The organism is Pantoea sp. GM_Pan_3, assembly GCF_026541045.1.
GTDB classification, from domain to species: Bacteria; Pseudomonadota; Gammaproteobacteria; order Enterobacterales; family Enterobacteriaceae; genus Pantoea; species Pantoea anthophila.
Window position 1 is genome coordinate 1,451,896 of sequence record NZ_JALNVA010000001.1, and the last position, 16,679, is coordinate 1,468,574.

Annotated in this window: 14 protein-coding genes; 3 read left to right on the forward strand and 11 right to left on the reverse strand. The window is 55.1% G+C overall.

The window, feature by feature from the left end; translation table 11 throughout:
• Positions 1-78: 78 nt before the first annotated feature.
• Complete coding sequence (gene matP, locus OXR04_RS06960) at positions 79-546, reverse strand: macrodomain Ter protein MatP (RefSeq protein ID WP_009091043.1); 468 nt, start codon at positions 544-546, stop codon at positions 79-81.
• A gap of 53 nt (positions 547-599) precedes the next feature.
• Here matP and OXR04_RS06965 point away from each other — a divergent pair, with 53 nt between their 5' ends.
• Both OXR04_RS06965 and fabA read left to right on the forward strand, forming a co-directional pair.
• On the forward strand, positions 600-2,468 hold the full coding sequence (locus OXR04_RS06965; RefSeq protein WP_267372385.1) for a Lon protease family protein: 1,869 nt from the start codon (positions 600-602) through the stop codon (positions 2,466-2,468).
• A gap of 68 nt (positions 2,469-2,536) precedes the next feature.
• Positions 2,537-3,055 carry a bifunctional 3-hydroxydecanoyl-ACP dehydratase/trans-2-decenoyl-ACP isomerase gene (gene fabA / locus OXR04_RS06970; RefSeq protein ID WP_009091047.1) on the forward strand — a complete coding sequence of 173 codons (519 nt, stop codon included), beginning with the start codon at positions 2,537-2,539 and terminating at the stop codon, positions 3,053-3,055.
• A 68-nt stretch (positions 3,056-3,123) separates the two neighbouring features.
• Here fabA and rmf read toward each other — a convergent pair whose 3' ends face one another.
• The 6 genes from rmf to rlmKL all read right to left on the reverse strand — a co-directional run bounded on the left by rmf (position 3,124) and on the right by rlmKL (position 11,086).
• Positions 3,124-3,291 (reverse strand): ribosome modulation factor, encoded by a 168-nt coding sequence (gene rmf / locus OXR04_RS06975; RefSeq protein WP_008925875.1) that lies wholly within the window; start codon positions 3,289-3,291, stop codon positions 3,124-3,126.
• 278 nt (positions 3,292-3,569) lie between these two features.
• Positions 3,570-4,139, reverse strand: coding sequence for a membrane integrity-associated transporter subunit PqiC (gene pqiC, locus OXR04_RS06980; RefSeq protein ID WP_058957432.1), 570 nt, complete (start codon positions 4,137-4,139; stop codon positions 3,570-3,572).
• The gene (pqiB, locus tag OXR04_RS06985) at positions 4,136-5,779 is read right to left on the reverse strand and encodes an intermembrane transport protein PqiB (protein WP_009091050.1); all 1,644 of its coding nucleotides are present in this window, start codon (positions 5,777-5,779) and stop codon (positions 4,136-4,138) included. The genes pqiC and pqiB overlap by 4 nt, the downstream gene beginning before the upstream one ends.
• Positions 5,766-7,034 (reverse strand): membrane integrity-associated transporter subunit PqiA, encoded by a 1,269-nt coding sequence (pqiA, locus tag OXR04_RS06990; protein WP_267372388.1) that lies wholly within the window; start codon positions 7,032-7,034, stop codon positions 5,766-5,768. The genes pqiB and pqiA overlap by 14 nt, the downstream gene beginning before the upstream one ends.
• 14 nt (positions 7,035-7,048) lie before the next feature.
• Positions 7,049-8,965 (reverse strand): ABC transporter ATP-binding protein, encoded by a 1,917-nt coding sequence (locus OXR04_RS06995; RefSeq protein WP_058957434.1) that lies wholly within the window; start codon positions 8,963-8,965, stop codon positions 7,049-7,051.
• Between the two features lie 6 nt (positions 8,966-8,971).
• On the reverse strand, positions 8,972-11,086 hold the full coding sequence (gene rlmKL / locus OXR04_RS07000) for a bifunctional 23S rRNA (guanine(2069)-N(7))-methyltransferase RlmK/23S rRNA (guanine(2445)-N(2))-methyltransferase RlmL (protein WP_009091055.1): 2,115 nt from the start codon (positions 11,084-11,086) through the stop codon (positions 8,972-8,974).
• Between the two features lie 111 nt (positions 11,087-11,197).
• Between rlmKL and OXR04_RS07005 the strand changes: the two genes are divergently transcribed.
• On the forward strand, positions 11,198-12,307 hold the full coding sequence (locus OXR04_RS07005; protein ID WP_267372390.1) for an MOSC N-terminal beta barrel domain-containing protein: 1,110 nt from the start codon (positions 11,198-11,200) through the stop codon (positions 12,305-12,307).
• Here the strand turns inward: OXR04_RS07005 and OXR04_RS07010 are convergent, their stop codons facing one another.
• From OXR04_RS07010 to OXR04_RS07025, 4 genes are all read right to left on the reverse strand, one after another.
• The gene (locus tag OXR04_RS07010) at positions 12,308-12,850 is read right to left on the reverse strand and encodes a cell division protein ZapC (protein ID WP_009091060.1); all 543 of its coding nucleotides are present in this window, start codon (positions 12,848-12,850) and stop codon (positions 12,308-12,310) included.
• 153 nt (positions 12,851-13,003) lie between these two features.
• Complete coding sequence (gene pyrD / locus OXR04_RS07015; RefSeq protein ID WP_111208088.1) at positions 13,004-14,014, reverse strand: quinone-dependent dihydroorotate dehydrogenase; 1,011 nt, start codon at positions 14,012-14,014, stop codon at positions 13,004-13,006.
• 134 nt (positions 14,015-14,148) lie between these two features.
• The gene (locus OXR04_RS07020; protein WP_009091062.1) at positions 14,149-15,450 is read right to left on the reverse strand and encodes a flippase; all 1,302 of its coding nucleotides are present in this window, start codon (positions 15,448-15,450) and stop codon (positions 14,149-14,151) included.
• A 102-nt stretch (positions 15,451-15,552) separates the two neighbouring features.
• Positions 15,553-16,533: a glycosyltransferase family 2 protein gene (locus tag OXR04_RS07025; protein WP_267372392.1), complete on the reverse strand. Its 981-nt coding sequence runs from the start codon at positions 16,531-16,533 to the stop codon at positions 15,553-15,555.
• Positions 16,534-16,679: the final 146 nt, after the last annotated feature.

A 16,679-nucleotide genomic window follows, 5' to 3' on the forward strand; every position in this document is an offset into this window, starting at 1 on the left:
AACCCCGCTCAGGCGGGGTTTTTTTATGCCGGTAATAAATGGATGTTCGGAGCTGGCCACCCTGCTCCACCTGCCCGGCTAGTCGTTTTCTGAACCTGATTTACCCAGAATCGCCTGCAGGTCCTGCTTCAGACTCGACATCTGCGTAGCATATTTCTCTTTGCGTTCCGCATCCTCGATCAACTGAACAATGGTCTCAGAGAGGGTACAGCCGCGCCGCTGTGCCAGTCCGGCCAGTCGCTGCCAGACCAGATACTCCAGGTCGATCGATTTTTTTCGGGTATGCTGATGTTCTGCATTAAAATGGCGTTTCCGCCGTGCACGGATGGTCTGTTTCAGCCGGTTATCAAGATCGGCATGGATATGTTCAGCAATCCATTCATTCACCGTCACCGGATTATTTTCCATCGCCAGCAGTTTATCGACTGCCGCCTGCGCCGCACTCAATTCAAGGTGACGCGTGATCAGTTCACCTTCCCGATGTTTTTTCACCAGGTATTTCCACTTCCATCCACTTTCAAGATTTTCGAGTTGCTGGTATTTCATCGGAATCTCATCGTGATCACGTAACGAGCTAAGAATAACAGCTTTTTTCCCGGATGCAGCAACGAAAAACATGCTGTCAGCTTCACAACTTCACCAGGAAGTCTGCAGTGCTTAACCAGGGTGAATCCTGTATAATCTCGCTTTTCTTAAAACAGATAAATGCGATTATTTTGACCAGCACCCAACTTACGTGGCAGACCCTACAGCCGGATAGCGCACCATACCAATCCGTTTTCTCCCGAATTGCTGATGAAGAAACTGATGCTCTGGCAACGGTACAGCCCCGGTTGCTGAATGCGCTGGCGCATTTACATCATCAGTCGCAGGGATTCCCGTTACTGCTGGTTCGAAGCCAGGAGAATCGCGATTATCTGACCTTCATTGCCCAGGCCGCGCAGCGGGTGATGTCCGACAGTACCACGCTGTACGGCGGTGATTACCATATCATGGGTGACACTATCACGCTCCTGCCGCCCTCCGATCCTCAGCGCCCGTTCACCAGTCAGGGTGGCATTCATTTTGCTGAATGGGTTGAGATGGAGCAGCTGTTTGGCTGCGTACGCCAGTATAAAGATCGCCTCCAGCCTGAACCGGGCCTGATCCATCGCGCCAATGGCGGTACGCTGGTGCTCTCACTGCGAAGCCTGATGACCCAGCCGATCCTCTGGTTGCGCCTGAAAAAAGCGATTGAGCAGGGCTACGTGGAGTGGACTTCTCAGGACGAGCGCCGGCCCCTGCCCGTCTCTGTTCCGCCTGTGCCGCTCAGGCTGAATCTGGTGCTGTGCGGAGATCGCGAGGTGCTGGCCGATTTTCAGGAGCTCGATCCTGAAGCGCATGAAATGGCGATTTATACCGAATTTGAAGAGAACATTCAGATTCTGGATGAAGATGACATGCTGGCCTGGTGTCGCTGGAACGAAGAGCTGGCGCGTCAGGCGGGTCTGCCGGTTCCGGAAGCGGACTTCTGGCCGGAACTGATTAAAGAAGGTGTCCGCTATAGCGGTGACCAGGAGACATTGCCCCTCTGTCCGCGCTGGCTGCAGCGCCAGATGCGCGAGTCAGCCCTGATGGGTGACACGCTCAATGCCGAAGCGCTTCGCGACGCACTGGAAGCCCGCTTATGGCGTGAGAACTATCTCAATGAGCGGATGCGGGATGAAATCCTGCTGCGACAGATTCTGATTGAAACCGAAGGCGAAGTGGTCGGTCAGATCAACGGCCTCTCGGTCGTTGAATATCCTGGCCATCCCCGCGCCTGGGGCGATCCGACACGGATTACCTGCGTCGTTCACCCCGGTGATGGGGAGTTCATGGATATTGAGCGGAAGGCGGAGCTAGGCGGCAATATTCATGCTAAGGGCATGATGATCATGCAGGCTTACCTGATTGCAGAGCTGGAGCTCGATCAGCAACTGCCCTTCTCAGCGTCAATGGTATTTGAGCAATCCTACTCTGAAGTTGATGGCGACAGCGCCTCTCTGGCCGAGCTCTGTGCATTGATCAGCGCGCTGGCTAACCAGCCAATCAATCAGCAGATTGCCGTCACCGGATCGGTTGATCAGTTCGGCAACGTCCAGCCGGTAGGCGGCCTGAATGAGAAGATTGAAGGTTTCTTCGAGATCTGCCATCAGCGTGATCTCACCGGCCAGCAGGGCGTCATTATCCCGGCCTGTAACGTGCGTCATCTCAGCCTCAGCCAGGCAGTGGTCAGTGCGGTAGAACAGGGCCGTTTCCACATCTGGGCTGTAGAACGTGCTGATGAGGCGCTGTCACTGCTGACCGGCAAAATATGGCGTACGGAGGATGGCGAGGGCGATTGCCTGCTGCACACCATCCAGGAACGCATCAGCCTGTTCAACCAGCCGGATGTCCCGCAACGTCCCTGGGCGCTGCGCTGGCTTAACTGGTTCAACCAGCGTTAATCCGATTTGCTCAGCGTACAACTGTTCGCTAATATTCGTGATTCACTAAAACAAGGCTTATTGAAAACATGGTAGATAAACGCGAATCCTATACCAAAGAAGATCTGATTCTGTCAGGTCGTGGTGAACTGTTTGGCGAAAATGGTCCGCCGCTTCCTTCCGGCAACATGCTGATGATGGACCGCGTGGTCAAAATGACCGAAGACGGCGGCAAATATGACAAAGGCTTTGTTGAAGCAGAACTGGATATCAATCCCGATCTCTGGTTCTTCGGCTGCCACTTTATCGGCGATCCGGTGATGCCAGGTTGCCTGGGTCTGGATGCCATGTGGCAGCTGGTAGGTTTCTATCTGGGCTGGCTGGGCGGCGAAGGTAAAGGTCGTGCGCTGGGCGTGGGTGAAGTGAAATTCACTGGTCAGGTCCTGCCGGACGCGAAGAAAGTCACCTACCGCATTCACTTCAAACGCGTGATCAACCGCAAGCTGGTGATGGGCGTGGCAGATGGCGAAGTGCTGGTTGACGGTAATCTGATCTACACCGCCAGCGATCTCAAAGTGGGTCTGTTCAAAGACACCGCGGCATTCTGAGCATTCTGCACAGAAACAAAAACCTCCGCGCCAGGCGGAGGTTATTTTCCTTTTTCAGTGACATCCGGTTATGCTGCTACCGACCTGTCCTCCATGGCTTGTCGCCAACCTCCCAACCAGTGAGACTTAGCGTCAATCAACTGATACGGACACATCTCTTTTGAGCGTCCAGTAATGCCTGCCTGATAACCACGTGAATGGGCGCGTTCGAGGCGGTCTCGTTTCTGTCTCTTCATACTCCGTGTCCCTCATGTAAGGTCTGTGGAATCTGGTGGAAAGAAAAGTGGTGAATTAATGTTCAACCACTCTTACGTTCTACCCCCTGCGCACCCAAAGATCAATGCGCAATCTTCATGCCACTGTCATAAATGTGACCTTAATCGGAAAAGAAAGCGCGGTTTTGTGATGGAGACGGCAACACTATCGCCCTGATTAAGCTAGTAAAAAGCCCCTGAATCATGCCGTTATATCGCGACATTTCATCAGGGGCTTAGCTTATTTATTCATAATATTCTTAATTTAGCGCAACCACACTATTGGCAATCTGCTGCGCCGTCTGCTGCCAGCCGGTGGCCAGCGTTCTGACCATGGCATCGTAGCCATCTTCAGTCTGCGGCAGGACAATATTAAATGCCTGTTTGATCAGACGGCCCTGATGCTCCAGCGTCCATTCACCGCTGACAATCGCCTTACCGTCGTAGCGCCCCTGAAAGCCTGTGATAGTGACATTCAGCGTGTCGTGCTGCGCACCCAGCGGCGATCCGGCTACCAGCCGGCCAGGCAGCGCCTTGCTCAGATTGGTGATCAGCGTCTGCTGCAGCTGCTGATCAAGCGGACTGGCCCAGAGGTTGTTGGCGGCAATGACATATTTGACGTCACTGGTCTGGTAGACCAGCCCGTTGCCGGCCAGATAATCCGGCACCGTCACCTGCTGCACCCACAGCATCGGCTGAGCTTCGTTCATCTGGCTGCTGCTGACCTGCATGGAGGCCGCCCCGGAGGGCAGCTGATACCAGGTATTATCAACGCTGCTGCTGCATGCGCTCATCACCAGCGCGGCACAAAGTATCAATCCTTTTTTCACTGTTTCGCCCTCTTCGGCTGGGGATCCTGTCCCGGTTTCGCCTCAAATACCAGCGCATTGCTCTTGGTGTTGAGTGTCCTCAGTACCGGCTGAAGTTCACGCAGCACCTGATCCAGTCGTTGCATATCCCCGACCAGCTTACTGTAAGCAGGCGAACCGGGCTGCAGTCCTTTCATGCTGCGATTCAGCTCACGCAGCGTCTGCTGCAGATCTTCCGGCAGGGTCTTCATTGCCGGACTGGCGGTCACTTTGTTGATATTGTCGATAGTGCGCTGCAGATCGCGCATTGTCTTCTGACTCTCTTTCAGCGTACCGGTCGCTTCATTGACCATGCCGTTCAGAGGCAGGCTGTTGATCTTATCCAGGGCCGCCATCAGTTTCTGCTGAATCTGGCTCAGTCCGCCGCTGACGGTTGGGATCACTTCATAGCCTGAGACTTTCTGCGGGCCTTTGTAGGCTGGCGCATTGTCATAGAAGTCGAGATCGACATAGAGCGCACCCGACAGCAGGTTGCCGGTTTTCAGCGTGGCACGCAGGCCACGTTTCTTCCCATCCTGCAGATGCTGCTCCAGATCGAAATTCTCGCCCAGCCGGCTGATAAAGCGATCCGGCTCAATGCGAATCAGCACCGGAACGCGGTAATCGTTGTTCAGTGCCTGATCCAGACCCGCTTTCATCAGCGGTGCCTGTGACACGGTACCGAGGCGAATGCCGCGGAATTCAACCGGTGCACCAGCCTGCAGACCGCGAATGGAGTCTGAGAAGAAGAGCACATAGTCGACGTGATTGGTATAGAGCGAATCCTGGATGCTGCGCTGATCGTCAAACAGATGATAGTCGGCATGATTTGTCGCCGCTTCACCCAGATCCCAGCCATCCGGCACATCGAAACTGACGCCGCCACTGAACAGCGTGGTCAGCGATCCCATTTCGACCCGCATGCCTGACGCGGACATATCCACGGCGATGCCGCTGTCTTTCCAGAAACGCACGTTGGTGGTCACCAGGCGGTCGTAAGGCGCGGCGATAAACAACTGATAGGTCATCATGCGTTTATCGGTGTCAAACGAACTGGTTTCCACTGTACCGACCCGGTAGCCGCGGAACAGAACCGGATCGCCCGGATTAAGCTGACCGGCTTTTTTGCTGTCCAGTATGATGCGGATCCCTTTAGCATCCGGTGGCGCCAGCGGCGGAGCATCCAGCAGCTTGTACTGCTCAGGTGCCTGGTTTTTCGTGCCGGGCTGCAGTTCGATGTAGGCGCCTGACAACAGCGTGCCAAGGCCGCTGATACCTTCACGGCCCACCTGCGGTTTCACGACCCAGAACACGCTGTCGCTGTGCAGCAGCTTGTCCATGCCCGCGTTCAGGCGCGCTTTAATTTCCACATGATGGAGATCGTCGCTTAGCACCGCGCTTTCCACCACGCCGACATCCACGCTGCGGCTTTTAATGGTGGTTTTACCCGCCACAATGCCCTCAGCGTTTTCGGTAATTAATGTCACTTCCGGCCCCTGATGGCTGAAGTGATAGAAGAGGATCCATCCGCCGATAAGCAGCGTGACGATGGGGACAATCCAGACCGGCGACCAGCGCTTAATCTGTTCCACCTTTGCATGGCCGTGGTTAGTTTCCGTCAAGGCGCGACTCCTTCATTGTGTTTTCACATGCACGATCCCAGAGTAATCGCGGGTCAAAGGTCATGGCAGCGATCATGGTGATGATCACCACCATCGCAAACAGAACTGCCCCCCACGCGGGATACACATTCATTAATTGCCCCATACGCACCAGCGCAGAGAGCACGGCAATCACAAAGACGTCGATCATCGACCAGCGGCCAACAAACTCGACCACTTCATAAATCTTATGCATTTTGTGGCTGTCCCGCCGTCCGCGTCCGCTGGCATCCCAGCAGAGCCAGCCAATTGCCAGCATTTTCAGCGTCGGCACCATGATGCTGGCGATAAAGATCACCAGCGCAACCGGATAGGAGCCATCAGCCCACAGCACAATCACCCCCGCCATGATATTGGAGGGATAGGCGCTGCCCAGCGTCTCCGTGACCATAATCGGCATCAGGTTAGCCGGAATGTAGAGCAGCACCGAGGTGAGCAGCAGCGCCAGCGTCCATTGCAGGCTGTGTTTACGCCGGGCCTGCGCCTGGACGCCACAACGCGGACAGACGGGCTCATCCGCAGGCAGAATGGCGGTGCAGCAGGGACAGGATCGCAGGCCCTGTGCCAGGCCACTGACGCCCACCTCGGGCGCATGCGGCAGTGCGGGGCGGGGTGAGAGGCGATCCCACAGCGCACGCCGATCGACGCACTGAAAGGCACGCAACTGCAGCAGACAGAACAGGACCCAGGGCCAGAAGCTGGTTTCCAGTCCGATTTCACCATAGGCCATCAGCTTGACGAAGCTGACCAGCACGCCAGCCATGAAGATTTCTGACATGCCCCAGTTGCGCAGATGAAACAGGATTCGGGCGAGACCCACTCTGAGCGGCGTGGGTAACGGTATCGGATTGACCAGCAGAAGGATGGTTATCATGCAGAAGGCGGGAACCGCCTGCACGAACAGCAGAAACAGCGTGGCGAGACTGCTGTAATCTTCCGACACCATCACTCTGGGTATCTGCATCAGGGTGATCTGGCTGGTCAGCCCGGCCACCTTCATAGAGACGAATGGAAACAGGTTCGCCAGCACCAGCATAAACAGCGCAGCCAGCGCATAGCCCGTTGGTCGTTTACGCGGTTCATGCCAGTTCGCCGTCAGAGCAGTGTGGCAGCGCGGGCATGATGCCCGGCTGCCAACGGGAATGTCCGGCAGCCTGATCGTTAAATCGCACTGTGGACAGAGCATCCACGCGTTACTTTTCACTGCTGAACACATCCGCTAGCCCTGCCCTACGCGCCGTTTTTCAGTGACTCAAGCTCTTCCCAGCGCGCAAACGCGGTTTCCAGCTCCTGCTCGGCCTGAGCAAGATTATCCAGCACCGGTTGCGTCTGATCGTGTGGCTGACTGAAGAAGTCCGGATGACTCATCTTCGCCTGCAGTTCACCGATGCGCGCTTCAAGCTGCTCCAGTTTTTGCGGCAATTGTTCCAACTCACGCGCCAGATTATAGCTGAGTTTATTCACGTTACGCTTCGCCTCGCTCTTCTCTGCGGCGGGCTTCGCGGTGCTGGTTGCCGCTCTGGCTGGGGCTGAGGCCTTGTGCTGCCGGTAGGCTGCACGCTGCTGTTGTGCATCGTGGTAGCCGCCAACAAACGTGCCAATCTCGCCATTCCCTTCGAAAATCCAGCACTCGGTCACGGTATTATCGACGAACTGACGATCGTGGCTGACCAGCAGTACCGTGCCCTGATAACCATCAATCAGCTCTTCCAGCAGTTCCAGCGTTTCGACGTCGAGGTCGTTAGTCGGTTCATCGAGAATCATCAGGTTGCTGGGACGCAGGAACAGACGCGCCAGCAGCAGTCGGTTACGTTCACCACCAGAGAGCGCGCGCACCGGGGTCATGGCCCGTTTCGGGTGGAACAGGAAGTCCTGTAGATAACCCAGAACGTGGCGCGGTTTGCCGTTGACGAGGACTTCCTGCTTGCCTTCGGCCAGGTTGTCCATCACGGTGCGATCCGGGTCCAGCTCCGCACGGTGCTGGTCAAAGTAGGCCACTTCCAGCTTGGTGCCGGAATGCACGCGGCCATGATCGGCCTTAAGCTGTTGCAGCATCAGGCGCAGCAGTGTGGTTTTACCGCAGCCGTTTGGCCCGATCAAAGCAATCTTATCGCCACGCTGCACTTGGGAAGAGAAGTCCTTCACCAGCACTTTGCCATCGACCGCGTAATCGACATTTTCCAGTTCAAAGACAATTTTGCCCGAGCGGGAGGCTTCGCCCACCTGCATGTTCGCTTTGCCCATCACTTCACGGCGCTCAGAACGCTCGCGACGCAGGGCTTTCAGCGCACGCACGCGACCTTCATTGCGGGTACGACGGGCTTTAATGCCCTGACGGATCCACACCTCTTCCTGCGCCAGCTTGCGGTCAAACTCCGCGTTCTGCATCTCTTCGACGCGCAGCGCTTCCTCTTTACCCGCCAGATACTGATCGTAGTTGCCCGGCCAGGAGACCAGTTTGCCGCGGTCAAGGTCGACGATACGCGTCGCCATATTGCGGATAAACGAACGGTCATGGGAGATAAAGACGATGCTGCCGCTGAAATTCTTCAGGAAGGTTTCCAGCCAGTCGATAGTTTCAATATCCAGGTGGTTCGTCGGTTCATCCAGCATCAGAACGCGCGGATTGCTCACCAGCGCACGGCCCAGCGCCGCTTTACGCAGCCAGCCACCCGAAAGCGATGAAAGCTCGGTATCGGGCTTCAGGCCAATCTGCTCCAGCACATCATGGATGCGGCTTTCCAGCTGCCACAGATTCTGATGGTCAAGAATGCTCTGCAGACGCGCCATCTCATTGAGGTTTTTATCGCTTGGATCGTCCATCACCAGATGGGAAATGGCGTGATAGGCTTTCAGATGCTCTGCCTGCTCTTCAACGCCTTCAGCCACGAAGTCATAGACCGAACCGGTAATATTGCGTGGGGGGTCCTGTTGCAGACGCGCCACGACCAGGTCGGTTTCATAAATAATGCGACCATCATCCAGGGGCTGTTCACCATTGATGATCTTCATCAGGGTGGATTTACCTGCACCGTTACGGCCGACCAGACAGACGCGCTCGTTCTCTTCGATATGCAGTTCGGTATTGTCTAACAGCGGCGCATCGCTGAAGGAGAGATAGGCGCCGTGGATACTGATTAATGACATGTAATCTTATTCCTTACCGGCGTGTGTGATCAGCCAGCAGTTGTGAATGTGTCGGTTGCGCGCGAAATCCTGCGACTGCGTTTTCTGGGTAATATCCTGCGCCTGTAGGCCCAGAGATTTCAGGCCATCCATGTCCATTTTGAAACCGCGTTTGTTGTTGGAGAACATGATGGTGCCGCCGCGACGCAGCAGGCGCTTCAGGTTACGCATCAGCATCATATGATCGCGCTGAACGTCGAAGCTCTCTTCCATACGCTTGGAGTTGGAGAAAGTTGGCGGATCGATAAAGATCAGGTCAAAATTCTCATCACTCTCATGCAGCCAGCTCAGGCAGTCCGCCTGCATCAGACGGTGCTGACGACCGGTCAGCCCGTTGAGACGCAGGTTGCGTTCCGCCCACTCCAGATAGGTGCGTGACATATCGACCGTGGTGGTCGAGCGTGCCCCGCCCAGACCGGCATGCACACTGGCGGTGCCGGTGTAAGCAAACAGGTTCAGGAAATCTTTACCCTTGCTCATATTACCGAGCATTTTGCGGGCAATGCGGTGGTCGAGGAACAGACCGGTATCGAGATAGTCGGTCAGGTTCACCAGGAAACGCGCATTAAACTCTTTAACTTCGAAATAGTCGCCCTTCTCACTCAGCTTCTGATACTGCGCTTTGCCCTTCTGACGTTCGCGGGTTTTCATAATCAGACGGTCTGCAGGCAACGCCAGTACGGTGAGCGTCGCACTGATCACATCGAACAGGCGCTGACGCGCTTTGTTGGGATCGATGGTTTTCGGTGGCGCATACTCCTGGATAATCACCCAGTCAGCGTAGCGGTCAACAGCCACGTTGTAGTCTGGCAGATCGGCATCGTAAATGCGGTAGCATTCAATGCCTTCCTGACGCGCCCACTTCTCCAGCTTCTTCACGTTTTTACGCAGACGGTTTGCGTAATCTTCCGCAATCTGCCCGGCGCTTTCGCTGCTGTTCACCGCGAGCTGATAGTTTTTCTGCACGCAATCCAGCGGGCCGTTTTTGGCTTTAAACTGACGGTCGGCGCGCAGCTGCAGGCAGCTCAGCAGCTCAGGTGAAGCGCTGAACAGGGAAAGCTTCCAGCCGCCAAAATGCTGTTTCATCAGGCGTCCAAGCTGACTGTGCAGCGCGATCAGCGCCGGTTCGCTCTCCAGTCGTTCACCGTAAGGGGGGTTGCTCAGCACCGTGCCGTGAACCGCCGCATCCACCGGATTGGTCAGCTTCAGCAGATCCTGCTGTGCAAAGGTAAAGAGTTCTTCCACACCCGCACGGCGGGCATTCGCCTGCGCCCACTCCAGCACCCGGCCATTCGTGTCATAGCCAAAGAAGCGCGCCTGCGTATTCTCCGTGCCGGTGCGGGCACGATTATGCGCTTCGTTTTTCACGTCCTGCCACAGCGCAGCATTGAACTGGCTCCAGGCCATAAAGCCCCAGTGACGGCGCAGCAGGCCAGGCGCACGATCGCAGGCGATCAGCGCAGCTTCAATCAGCAGCGTACCTGAACCGCACATTGGATCGATCAGCGGTGTGGATGGCTCCCAGCCAGAACGCAGCACAATCGCCGCCGCCAGATTCTCTTTTAACGGTGCCTGACCGGTCTGCTGGCGATAGCCACGCTGATGCAATGAACTGCCGCTCAGATCCAGCGCGATGCTGGCGCGATCGTCATTCAGCCAGACGTTGATACGGATATCCGCCTGCTCACGATCGACATTGGGACGCTCCAGATTCTTACGGGTAAAGCTGTCCACAATGGCGTCTTTGACTTTCAGCGCACCAAACTGGCTGTTGCGAATCGAGTCATTGGTGCCGCTGAAATGGACGACAAAGGTTTTGTCGCTGCCGAACATGGACGGCCAGTCCACGCCCTGCACACCCAGATAGAGATCGAGGTCGCTGTAGACGCCAAACTCTCCCAGCGGCAACAGGATGCGTGATGCTAAACGGCTCCACATCAGGCTTTGGTACATGACGCGATCGTCGGCTTCGTAGTGAACGCCTCCCTGCACCACTTGCAAATCCTGCGCGCCCAGCGCGTCCAGCTCACTTTTTAACAGCTCTTCGAGCCCACGCGCCGTGCTGGCAAACAGAGAATTCATATCGTCACTTTTTAACTCTTGAGAAAATTGTCGCGCATTATAGCGAATCACAGACCTATGTCATAAAGTTAGCTTCTTTTGTCTTGCGCGTCGGGTTTCAAGGAGAACACCATGATCACGCTTTCCCGCTTATTTATTCATCCTGTGAAGTCGATGCGGGGGCTGGCGCTGTCACACGCCCGGGTTTCTGGCAGCGGGCTGGCTTTTGATCGTCTGTTTATGGTGACGGAACCTGACGGCACCTTTATTACCGCCCGGCAGCATCCGGAGATGGTGCGCTTTACACCCGCTATTTTACCTGAGGGGCTGTTACTGGAAGCGCCTGACGGCAATCACATGCTTATCCGCTTCAGCGATTTCGGGGAGCAGGAACACCCGACCGAGGTCTGGGGCAATCGCTTCAGCGCACGCATCGCCCCGCCCGCCATGAATCAGTGGCTGAGCCAGTTCTTTCCCCGTGACGTCCAGCTGCGCTGGGTCGGACCTGAACCCCGTCGCCGGGTCAAAGCATTTGACCATGTCCCGCTGAGTTTTGCCGATGGCTATCCGTTTTTGCTGGTGAACAGCGCCTCGCTGCATGACCTGCAACAGCGCTGCCCGGCCAGCGTACGTGCCGAACAGTTTCGTCCCAATCTGGTCGTGAGCGGCGCGGCCGCATGGGATGAAGACAGCTGGGCGGAGATCCGGATAGGTGAAGTTATCTTTGAGGTGCCGAAACCCTGCAGTCGCTGCGTGCTGACCACGGTCAGCCCCGAAACCGGACGCAAACATCCTGCCGGTCATCCGCTCGCCACTCTGCAGACGTTCCGCAGCGCCCAGGATGGCAGTGGCGATATCGATTTTGGCCTGAATCTGGTGGCCCGAAATCAGGGTGTGGTGCGCGCCGGTGACAAAATGGTGATCCTGAAGCGCCATGCTCCGCGCCTCTACGGTGCCGGAGAGGTCATTGAGACGCTGAAACCGCAGCCACAGGCCCCTGATGCCGTGACTATCACCTTTCAGGGACAGACCTTCCGCGGGGATAATCAGCAGGTGTTACTGGATCAGCTGGAAATGCAGGGATTTCGTATCCCCTACTCCTGTCGTGCGGGACTGTGCGGCAGCTGTAAGCTGAATCTGGTATCGGGCGAAGTCAAAGCGCTGAAGAAAGGTGCCGTGCGTCAGGACGGAACGCTGCTGAGCTGCAGCTGTATTCCGGCAGGCGATGTCGAACTGAAATAGTCAGACCGCGCGGGCATAGCGCGGCGCGACATCCTGATACCAGGGCTGCAGGCGGTCGTTCATCACCTTGATGGCATCGCCGAGCACCATATTTTTGCCGGCCAGCGTCAGTGCTGGCTGAGCCAGCAGGCAGAGCGCCGCGTTACTGCCGCTTTCAACCACCAGCAGACGCGCCTGCGTTCCCTCTTCTGCCAGCGTAACCTGCACCATCTCACCGGGCCGCGGCTGCATAGCCGGGGCATACGCGGTGAAGTGCCAGCTTTTCGGCATCAGCGGTTTCAGGAAGCGCGCGGCGACCAGGGCATTCAGCACCAGTTCAGCGCGATGGCTGCCACTGAGTTTGCACTGACGGCAGGTCTCTTCAAAGGTGTAATAGAGGGCGGCATCATCAACACAGAAACCCGACTCTGAGAACGCATCGGGCGTGAGCATTTTGCGGGAATAGCGGGAGCGAAAAAGCATACCGTCTGCCAGGTCGAGCATCATTCGGTCGTGGCTGTTGTCAAAATACCAACGCCAGTTATCGTCGGGTTTAATGTTCATCGTCTGCCCTGTCTTTTACCGCTGCGCCATACGTCACGCAGAATTCAGCGAAAATAGAATATAAGGAAAAGCTGAAAAATCGTGCAACAGGACAAAATATAAACGAGCCGAGGGGATAAATAAACCCCCCGGCGAAGCATTGTGAGAATTGTCTTAGAGATGTGTGACGATATCTTTAATTAATCCTGGCCCCTGATAAATAAAGCCTGAATAGATCTGAACCAGCGTAGCCCCTGCCGCAATCTTTTCACGCGCAGCGGTCAGAGAATCAATGCCGCCTGCGCCGATAATCGGCAGGCGTCCCTGCAGTTCCTGTGAGAGGCGCTGAATGACCGCCGTGCTGCGCGACTGGACAGGCCGTCCGCTTAAGCCACCGGCTTCCTCAGCATGCTTAAGACCCGTGACCAGGGAGCGATCGAGCGTGGTATTCGTCGCAATCACGCCATCAATCTGGTGACGTACTAAACTGTCCGCTACCTGAATTAACTCCTCTTCAGAGAGGTCCGGAGCAATTTTTACGGCCAGCGGAACATATTTGAGATGACGCTGTTCCAGCGCTTTTTGTTTCTGTTTAATGGCGGAAAGCAGATCATCCAGAGCCTCACCATATTGCAGTGAGCGCAGACCGGGAGTGTTAGGTGAGGAAATATTGATGGCGATATAACCGGCGTGGGCATACACCTTTTCCATGCAGATCAGGTAATCCTCTTTTCCCTGCTCAACCGGCGTATCTTTATTTTTGCCGATATTAATCCCCAGTACGCCGTTAAAACGCGCTTTTTTCACGTTTTCGACCAGGTGATCGACCCCCAGATTATTGAATCCCATGCGATTGATAATCCCGCCCGCTTCAACCAGTCGGAACATGCGCGGCTTATCATTGCCTGCCTGAGCGCGCGGCGTGACGGTGCCAACTTCAACAAACCCGAAGCCCATCGCCGCAAAGGCGTCAATGCACTCCGCGTTTTTATCCAGGCCCGCGGCCAGGCCAAGGGCATTTTTAAAGGTCAGTCCCATACAGGTGACCGGACGCGACGGCAGATTCTGGCGATAAAACCGTTCCAGCGGGGTGCCATTCATAAAGCGCAGTTGCTGAAAGGTGAGTTCGTGCGCGCGTTCGGGGTCGAGCTTAAACAGCGCCGGTCGGACGATAGGATAAAACATGCACTCTCCTGAAGGACGGAAGCAATCGTGAAAGTCGGTGCACGGGAAATTGTGCGCCAGAATGGTAAAGTGCTCTGGCGCAAAAGTAAATCGAAGGGCGGAAAGGCGGGAAGTTAAGTCACCTTGCTTTGATCTTACGCAGCGGAATCGTTTACGGGGCGATTTTCCACCTGAGAGGGAAAGAGATATTCCCGCAGGATACCGTGACGATGCATGATGCCAAAAATGCCAAGACAGACAAACGCTTCCGCACCCACCATCGACCATGCCGCGCCGATTGCGCCAAACTTCCAGGCCAGGAAACAGCAGAGCGGTACGTTAATCACCCCCGCCGCCATCATGACCCACATACGCTGGCGCGCCAGGCCGTGTGGGATCAGGATCTGTAATCCGGCCGGATAGGCGATGTTGCCAAACAGGAAGCAGAGCACGAAGACGCGCAGCACATCCGCCGACGGAATAAAGTCTTTACCCAGTAAAATTGAGACGACCAGGTCAGCAAAAAACCAGGTAAAGATGACAATCGACAGACTCAGAGAGAATGAGAGCAGCAGACTTTTGCGTGTTGCGGCAATCGCGGCGCGTTTATCCCGGCCAAACAGGTGGCTGACGCGCGGAAAGAAGGCGCTCCCGATCTGCTCCGGCACGGAGTTTGCCGCTTTACGCAGGCGATCGGCACCGTTATAGATCCCCACCATATAGGTAGAGGTAAAGGTCGCCAGGATCACCACGTTGACGCTGTTAAACAGGTTGGCCCCGGCAATGGCAATAAAGACATCCATGCTGTCGGTGATGCGCTGTTTAATTTCACGCGGTTCAAAGCGGTAATGGCCAATGACTTTCATCTCCAGCACAAACTTCAGCGTTATCGCCGCACTGATCATGGAGACGACGCCAGGGATCAACGCAGCCAGCCAGGTGTCCTGCGGAGATTTCACCAGCAAAAAGGTCAGCGGAATGGCGCAGAAGTTACCGAAGGTGGCGATAACTGCGGTTTTACCCAGCTTCTCAAAGCCCTGCATCAGCCAGCCAAAGGAAAACAGCGAACCAACCAGCGTCGTGCAGTTCGCCAGCACAATAAAGAACAGTGAGTGCCAGGCGGGATTAAACCAGGTGGCGGTGAGCAGCGTGCCACTGGTCAGCAGCAGCAGCATCAGCTTGGCGTTAAAGGTGGACCAGAAGAGCTGACTGACACGTTCCTTGTCGTCACGATGGTGCGCAATATCTTTAGTGGTAAAGACATTGAATCCCCAGTCGGAGATGGTGCTGCAATAGAGCACGCAGGCGATCGCCAGCGCCAGCGTACCCATCTGTTCTACCCCCAGAACACGGGCCAGATAGGGTAGCGTAGCCAACGGAAACAGAAACGACGCGCCGCGATACGCCAGCAGTGAAAAAATATTAATAATCAGACTTTTATCGAGTACTTTTGCCATGACGCAACAACCTTATACACATTGCATGTCTCACCTTCTCATTTCGCTAAGGCATAAACAATATCGCTTCAAATTTTTCAGAATCCGGCTGCTTTTGCAGGATCAGGCGGCACGACTGAGCTCTTTTTTAACTTTGTAATGCTGTAACGCAATAAAGAGTTCAGGGCGATTGAACAGTAGCCACTCCTTGACGTTTTCTGTTTTGACATTACGGCCCAGGAAGCGGATGGCATTCAGGACATATTCCGGCACGGGGGTGCCATTATAGAGTGACAGGTAGATCATCAGGCGAAACGAATGAACTAAATAGGCTTTCTCCAGCGAACTGCGCCAGGCGGATTTCGTGATCGAGCTGTTTAACGTACTGTAGGCGTGCATAAAAGCGTTATAACGCTGGTAGAAAAACTCATTACTTTTGGTACTGTTGGTCAGCGAGCCATTACGGATACGCTGTTTATAATAAACCTGACGGCTGACCCAGGCCTGCTGACTTTTTACAAAAACGGAGAGCGTGAAGTTGTGATCTTCATGAACGCGTCCTACAAAGCGTAATTTATGCTGCTCGACAATTCGCTTACTGACGATATAACTCCAGGCCGCCGAGGTATATCTGCCGTTTCGCAGCAGATGCAAAAAGACCTCCTGCGATTTCTGCTGGCCAAAAATTTCGTGTCTGACTTTAGGTGAGGTGACATCAATCTGCCCATCCCGAAAAACGCAGGAGTTGAAACAGAACAGGTCGGTCTCCGGGTGCTGTTCCGCGACCGCCGCAAGTTCCGCCACCAGCCCATCAACCACGACATCATCCGGGTCGCAGAAAAAGAGGAACTGGCCTCTGGCCTGCTCAATGCCCACATCGCGAGCACGACCGGCGCCGCCGTTTTCCGTAGTAATTATTTTCACCTGAGAAAGATGCGCATAATTCTGTTCAAGTAAGGCCAGCGTTCCGTCGGTGGAGCCATCATTCACAATGAGAATTTCATTGGGAGATTTAACCTGGCGCAATAAGGAATCAACGCACTCGACAATATATTTCTCAACGTTGTAGGTTGGAATAATTACGGATAACAGGATGTCAGACATAGGTAATTCTCAGCTGTTAAAAATAACAAAACGATTCACCTGCCTGATGCAGGTCCTGACCAGAGGCGAAGCGATGAAAAGAGTGAGAGGCTGATATTCTGTTTCTTTGATTCAGCCCGATTATCTTAAACCGGCTTCGTAAAAAA

Excerpts from the sequence above, each read along its gene's own strand:
- rmf (WP_008925875.1), bottom strand. The coding sequence starts at position 3,291 with ATGAAGAGACAGAAACGAGACCGCCTCGAACGCGCCCATTCACGTGGT.
- OXR04_RS07010 (WP_009091060.1), bottom strand. The coding sequence starts at position 12,850 with ATGAACATTAAACCCGACGATAACTGGCGTTGGTATTTTGACAACAGC.
- OXR04_RS07025 (WP_267372392.1), bottom strand. The coding sequence starts at position 16,533 with ATGTCTGACATCCTGTTATCCGTAATTATTCCAACCTACAACGTTGAG.
- OXR04_RS07005 (WP_267372390.1), top strand. The coding sequence starts at position 11,198 with ATGATCACGCTTTCCCGCTTATTTATTCATCCTGTGAAGTCGATGCGG.
- OXR04_RS07020 (WP_009091062.1), bottom strand. The coding sequence starts at position 15,450 with ATGGCAAAAGTACTCGATAAAAGTCTGATTATTAATATTTTTTCACTG.
- fabA (WP_009091047.1), top strand. The coding sequence starts at position 2,537 with ATGGTAGATAAACGCGAATCCTATACCAAAGAAGATCTGATTCTGTCA.
- OXR04_RS06965 (WP_267372385.1), top strand. The coding sequence starts at position 600 with ATGCAGCAACGAAAAACATGCTGTCAGCTTCACAACTTCACCAGGAAG.
- OXR04_RS06995 (WP_058957434.1), bottom strand. The coding sequence starts at position 8,965 with ATGTCATTAATCAGTATCCACGGCGCCTATCTCTCCTTCAGCGATGCG.
- matP (WP_009091043.1), bottom strand. The coding sequence starts at position 546 with ATGAAATACCAGCAACTCGAAAATCTTGAAAGTGGATGGAAGTGGAAA.
- pqiA (WP_267372388.1), bottom strand. The coding sequence starts at position 7,034 with ATGTGTTCAGCAGTGAAAAGTAACGCGTGGATGCTCTGTCCACAGTGC.
- pyrD (WP_111208088.1), bottom strand. The coding sequence starts at position 14,014 with ATGTTTTATCCTATCGTCCGACCGGCGCTGTTTAAGCTCGACCCCGAA.
- rlmKL (WP_009091055.1), bottom strand. The coding sequence starts at position 11,086 with ATGAATTCTCTGTTTGCCAGCACGGCGCGTGGGCTCGAAGAGCTGTTA.